Source organism: Streptomyces anatolicus, assembly GCF_019400875.1.
GTDB classification, from domain to species: Bacteria; Actinomycetota; Actinomycetes; order Streptomycetales; family Streptomycetaceae; genus Streptomyces; species Streptomyces anatolicus.
This window is the reverse complement of the sequence record NZ_WMBF01000500.1, coordinates 1-4457: the sequence shown is the minus strand read 5'-3', so window position 1 is coordinate 4457 and position 4457 is coordinate 1. Positions and strand designations below refer to the sequence as shown.

Below are 4457 nucleotides of genomic sequence, written 5' to 3'. Positions count from 1 at the left end.
GTCTTCGAACCGCTCGGCGCGCGGGTGGTCGCCGTCCCCGTCACCAAGGTGCTGCATCTGAAGTCCGCGGTGACGGCGCTGCCCGATGGGACGGTGATCGGGTACGAGCCGCTGGTCGACAGCGCCTCCCTCTTCCCGCGCTTCCTGGCCGTCCCCGAGGAGTCCGGCGCGCACGTGGTGCTGCTCGGCGGCGCGAAGCTGCTGATGGCGGCGAGCGCCCCGAAGAGCGCGGAACTCCTCGCCGGGCTCGGCTTCGACCCCGTTCTGGTGGACATCGGCGAGTTCGAGAAGCTGGAAGGCTGTGTGACGTGCCTCTCAGTCCGGCTCCGTGAACTGTACGCCTGACCAGTAATGAAGCCTTTGTTGGCGGGGACCCGGGTGGGGCCCGTCCCACAGCCTCTTTACGGAGGGTTTAACCTACGGCAACGTAACCTACGAGACCGTAGGTAGTGCACCGCTCGCACTGCCTGCCCGTAAGCACCCCCCGTCCCCGTATGGAGCCCACGTGACGATCACCTCTCCCCACCTCGGCAGCAGCTCGGACAGCTGGACCGATGCCCGGCTGCTCTACGCGTTGGAGGAAGTGGTCGAGCAGGAACTGAACCGCCACCTGAAGGTGGCCAAGGACTGGATGCCCCACGAGTACGTCCCGTTCTCGGACGCCCGCAACTTCCCCGGGTTCTTCGAGGACGGCGAGGCGTGGGAGAAGGGCCAGTCCCCGGTCACCGACATCGGGCGCATCGCCCTGGTCGTCAACCTGCTCACCGAGGACAACCTCCCCAGCTACCACCACGAGATCGCCTCCCTCTTCGGCCGCGACGGCGCGTGGGGCACCTGGGTCCACCGCTGGACGGCCGAGGAGGGCCGGCACGGCATCGTGATGCGCGACTACCTCCTCGCCTCGCGGGCCGTCGACCCCGACCAGCTGGAGCAGTTCCGGATGGTCCACATGAGCGAGGGCTTCGAGTCGGACAACCGCCACTCGATGCTGCACTCGGTCGCGTACGTGGCCTTCCAGGAGCTGGCGACCCGCATCTCGCACCGCAACACCGGACACCAGTCCGGCGACCCGGTCTGCGACCGCATGCTGGCGCGCATCGCCACGGACGAGAACCTCCACATGGTCTTCTACCGCAACCTCCTCAAGGCCGCCTTCGAGCTGGCGCCCGACCTCACGATGGGTGCCGTGCGGGACGTCGTGGTCAACTTCCGGATGCCCGGTCACGGCATGCCCGGCTTCGAGCGGGCCGCCGCCCAGATGGCCATCGGCGAGGTCTACAACATGCGCATCCACCACGACGACGTGCTCCAGCCCGTGCTGCGCCACCTGAAGGTCCTGGAGATCGACGGCCTCGGCCCCGACGGGCTCAAGGCCCAGGAGGAGCTGGGCTTCTACATGAGCGGGCTCGACGCGGAGGCGTCCAAGTTCGACGAGAAGCTCGCGGCCCGCAAGGCGCGGATGGCGGCGCGGGGCGCCTGACCGCCGCGTCCTTCCAGGCGGTCGGGCCCCGGCCTGTGCGGTCAGGCCCCGGTGGGGGCTCGGTGGTTCACGGTGACGTACGCCTGAGCGCGTACGTCACCGTGAAGCGTTCGGCACGCGTCTGAGGGCGTACCGCTCTTTCTCGGAGAGGCCGCCCCAGACGCCGAACCGCTCGTCGTTGGCGAGTGCGTACTCCAGACAGGCCGGGCGCATCGCGCACATCCGGCAGATGTCCTTCGCCTCGCGCACCGAACTCCCGGGCTCGGGGAAGAAGAAGTCCGCTCCGGTCTGCGCGCACAGCGCCTGCTCCTGCCAGGCGAGTTCGGGCTGGGCCGTGATGTCGATCTGCATGGCACCGATACTGCCCCGCCGCGCGAAACAACCGATCAACGAACGATCAACGACCACCCGTGCGGCGTTTTCCGCGCCGTGCCGCTCGCGCCGCCGGCACCCTCCGGCGCACCCCGTGCGGCCCGGCGCACCCCGTGCGGCCCGGCGCCCCGCCGCTGCCCGGCGCGGCACCCCGCTGAGCGCTGCCCCTCGGCGGCCGTCCCCAAACCGCCCGCTCGACCGCTACGACTCCATCTCCTCTCCGGGAGGCGCCGGCTGGAGCACGGCGAACCGCGCGCCCGCCGGGTCCGCGAGCTTGGCGAAGCGGCCCACGCCCGCCATCTCCACCGTCTCCATCCGCACCACGCCGCCGGAGCGCTGGGCCTTGGCTACCGTGTCGTCGCAGTCGTCCACCTGGAAGTACGGCAGCCAATAGGCCCCCTGCTCCGAGGGGTCGCTGTCCAGGGGCGCGATGCCGCCGAACATGTCCTCCTCGGTGCCCTCGGCGGGGCTCACCATCGTGTACGAACCGCCGGGGAAGGTCATGTCGGTGGTCTGCCAGCCGAACACCGAGCCGTAGAACGAGGTGGCCGCGGAGACATCCGGGGTGTACAGCTCGGTCCAGACCAGGCCGCCCGGTTCGTTCAGGACATCGAGTCCCTTCAGCTCTCCCTGCTGCCACACCGAGAACGGCACGCCCGCCGAGTCGGTGAGGCCCGCCATGCGGCCCAGGTCGCGGACGTCCACCGGTTCATAGAGCGTGCCGCCGCCCGCCTGCTCGACCGACTTCACCGTGGCGTCGACCTCCGCCGCGCGGAAGTACAGCGTCCAGGCAGGCGGGGCCTCGTCGGCCGGCATGGCCATCGCGCCCGCCGCGGTCCTGCCGGAGATCTGGAACTGGCTGTAGCCCCCGAGGTCCGGGCCGCCCTGCTGCAGCTCCCAGCCGAACAGCTCGCGATAGAAGGCGCTGACGCTGTCGAGGTCGGGGGCGCACATGTCCACCCAGACCGGAGCGCCCGGGACGAAACGGGTACTGAGCATGATCGACTCCTTTGTCGCATCTCTCTGCCGTCCCTTTGAGTCTGGCACCCGCCACTGACAATCCGCCTGTTGTCATTTCCTGAAGGAGTGACATTTCTGAGAGCGCTCTCAGTCACATCTCTTGACGCCTCAATCACTGCCCGAGACAGTGGGGCACCACCCCCCCCACATCCCCTCAGGAGACCTTCCGTGATATCGCGTCGAACGTTCCTGACCACCGCCACCGGCGCCGCGGGCGCCCTCACCTACCCCCTCTGGGGGAGCGCTCTCAGCCCGAACGCCCGGGCGAATGCCCGAGTGGGCACTCACGCCGCGCCCGCCACCTGCGAGCTGGCCCTGCGGAACAAGTCACTCCCGGGCCAGGTGCGCGCCTACGTCACCGGCCACGAGCAGGGCACCGGCCGCTGGCTGCTGCTCCGGGCCGACGGCGGGGTCTACCGCCCCGAATCGCCCTCGGCGCCGCAGACCCCGCTGCCCGTCGACTGCGCCATCCCGCTCGGCGCTGCCGGTTCGGCGCCCAGAGTGCTGACGCTTCCTCAGATGTTCGGCGCCCGCGTCTACTTCGTACGCGACGACAAGCTGGACTTCTTCCTCAACCCCGGCCCCGCGCTCGTCGAGCCCGCCTTCGCGACCCCCGCGGATCCCAATTACGGCCGCACCTGGTCGTTCTGCGAGTTCACCTTCAACCCCCAGCAGCTCTACGCCAACATCAGCTACGTCGACCTCGTCACGGCACTGCCCATCGGGCTGACCCTGGAGGGCGACGCCACGCACACCGTCGCCCCGCTCCCGGACGGGGCCGTCGGCAGGATCGCCGCGGACCTCACGGCGCAGGCCGCCAGGGACGGGCAGCCCTGGGACCGCCTGGTCATCCGGGGCGCCGGCGGAGGCGTACTGCGCGTGATCTCGCCGCAGAACCTCATGGCGCCCTACTTCGACAGGCCCGAGCAGATGCCGTTCCGCGACGTGTGGAAGAGCTATGTCGACCAGGTGTGGGCCAAGTACCGCACCACCGACCTCAGGATCGATCTCCAGGGCGGCCGCGGGGTCTTCACCGGGCGCGTCAGCGGTGACGTACTGACGTTCAACGGCGGCCACTCCTTCACCAAGCCGACATCGAAGGACATCTTCACCTGCAACCACGGCCCGTTCGCCAACAACCCCGGCGACCCGGACGACAAGAAGGGCCTCCTCGCGCGGCTCGCGGCCGGGTTCAACCGCAGCCTCATGCTCACGCACCCCTCGCAGCCCAATGGCGCGACCGCGGCCGACTACTACCGGGGCGCGGTCACCAACCACTGGTCACGGGTGGTGCACGCCAACTCCCCCATCGGGTACGCGTTCCCGTACGACGATGTGCGCCCCGACGGGCAGCCGGACGTGTCGGGCGCCGCCCACGACGGCAATCCGCGGCGCTTCACGGTGAGCGTGGGCGCGTAGCAGGCATGGGCGCCTGGCCGACGTGGGCGCGTTCTCCGCTCACGTCGGGCGTCGGGCGTGATCCCGGGCCCGGCTGGGCGCGATCCCGCACCCGTCACGCCTATGCCGAGCCCCTGCGCACCAGGGCCGTGGGCAGCACGACGCTCGCCGGGCCGGACCCCAGGAC

Annotated in this window: 4 protein-coding genes and 1 pseudogene; 3 read left to right on the top strand and 2 right to left on the bottom strand. The window is 70.0% G+C overall.

What is annotated here, in order from left to right; all coding sequences use genetic code 11:
- Both GKQ77_RS28295 and GKQ77_RS28290 read left to right on the top strand, forming a co-directional pair.
- Window positions 1–345 (top strand): annotated as a pseudogene (locus GKQ77_RS28295) (N(G),N(G)-dimethylarginine dimethylaminohydrolase); the annotation flags it as partial.
- A gap of 160 nt (window positions 346–505) precedes the next feature.
- On the top strand, window positions 506–1480 hold the full coding sequence (locus GKQ77_RS28290; RefSeq protein WP_125516339.1) for an acyl-ACP desaturase: 975 nt from the start codon (window positions 506–508) through the stop codon (window positions 1478–1480).
- Between the two features lie 96 nt (window positions 1481–1576).
- Here the strand turns inward: GKQ77_RS28290 and GKQ77_RS28285 are convergent, their stop codons facing one another.
- Both GKQ77_RS28285 and GKQ77_RS28280 read right to left on the bottom strand, forming a co-directional pair.
- The gene (locus GKQ77_RS28285) at window positions 1577–1831 is read right to left on the bottom strand and encodes a WhiB family transcriptional regulator (RefSeq protein ID WP_219691768.1); all 255 of its coding nucleotides are present in this window, start codon (window positions 1829–1831) and stop codon (window positions 1577–1579) included.
- A 222-nt stretch (window positions 1832–2053) separates the two neighbouring features.
- On the bottom strand, window positions 2054–2851 hold the full coding sequence (locus GKQ77_RS28280) for a VOC family protein (protein ID WP_219691767.1): 798 nt from the start codon (window positions 2849–2851) through the stop codon (window positions 2054–2056).
- Between the two features lie 189 nt (window positions 2852–3040).
- Here GKQ77_RS28280 and GKQ77_RS28275 point away from each other — a divergent pair, with 189 nt between their 5' ends.
- Window positions 3041–4291: a glycoside hydrolase family 64 protein gene (locus GKQ77_RS28275; RefSeq protein WP_219691766.1), complete on the top strand. Its 1251-nt coding sequence runs from the start codon at window positions 3041–3043 to the stop codon at window positions 4289–4291.
- Window positions 4292–4457 lie beyond the last annotated feature (166 nt).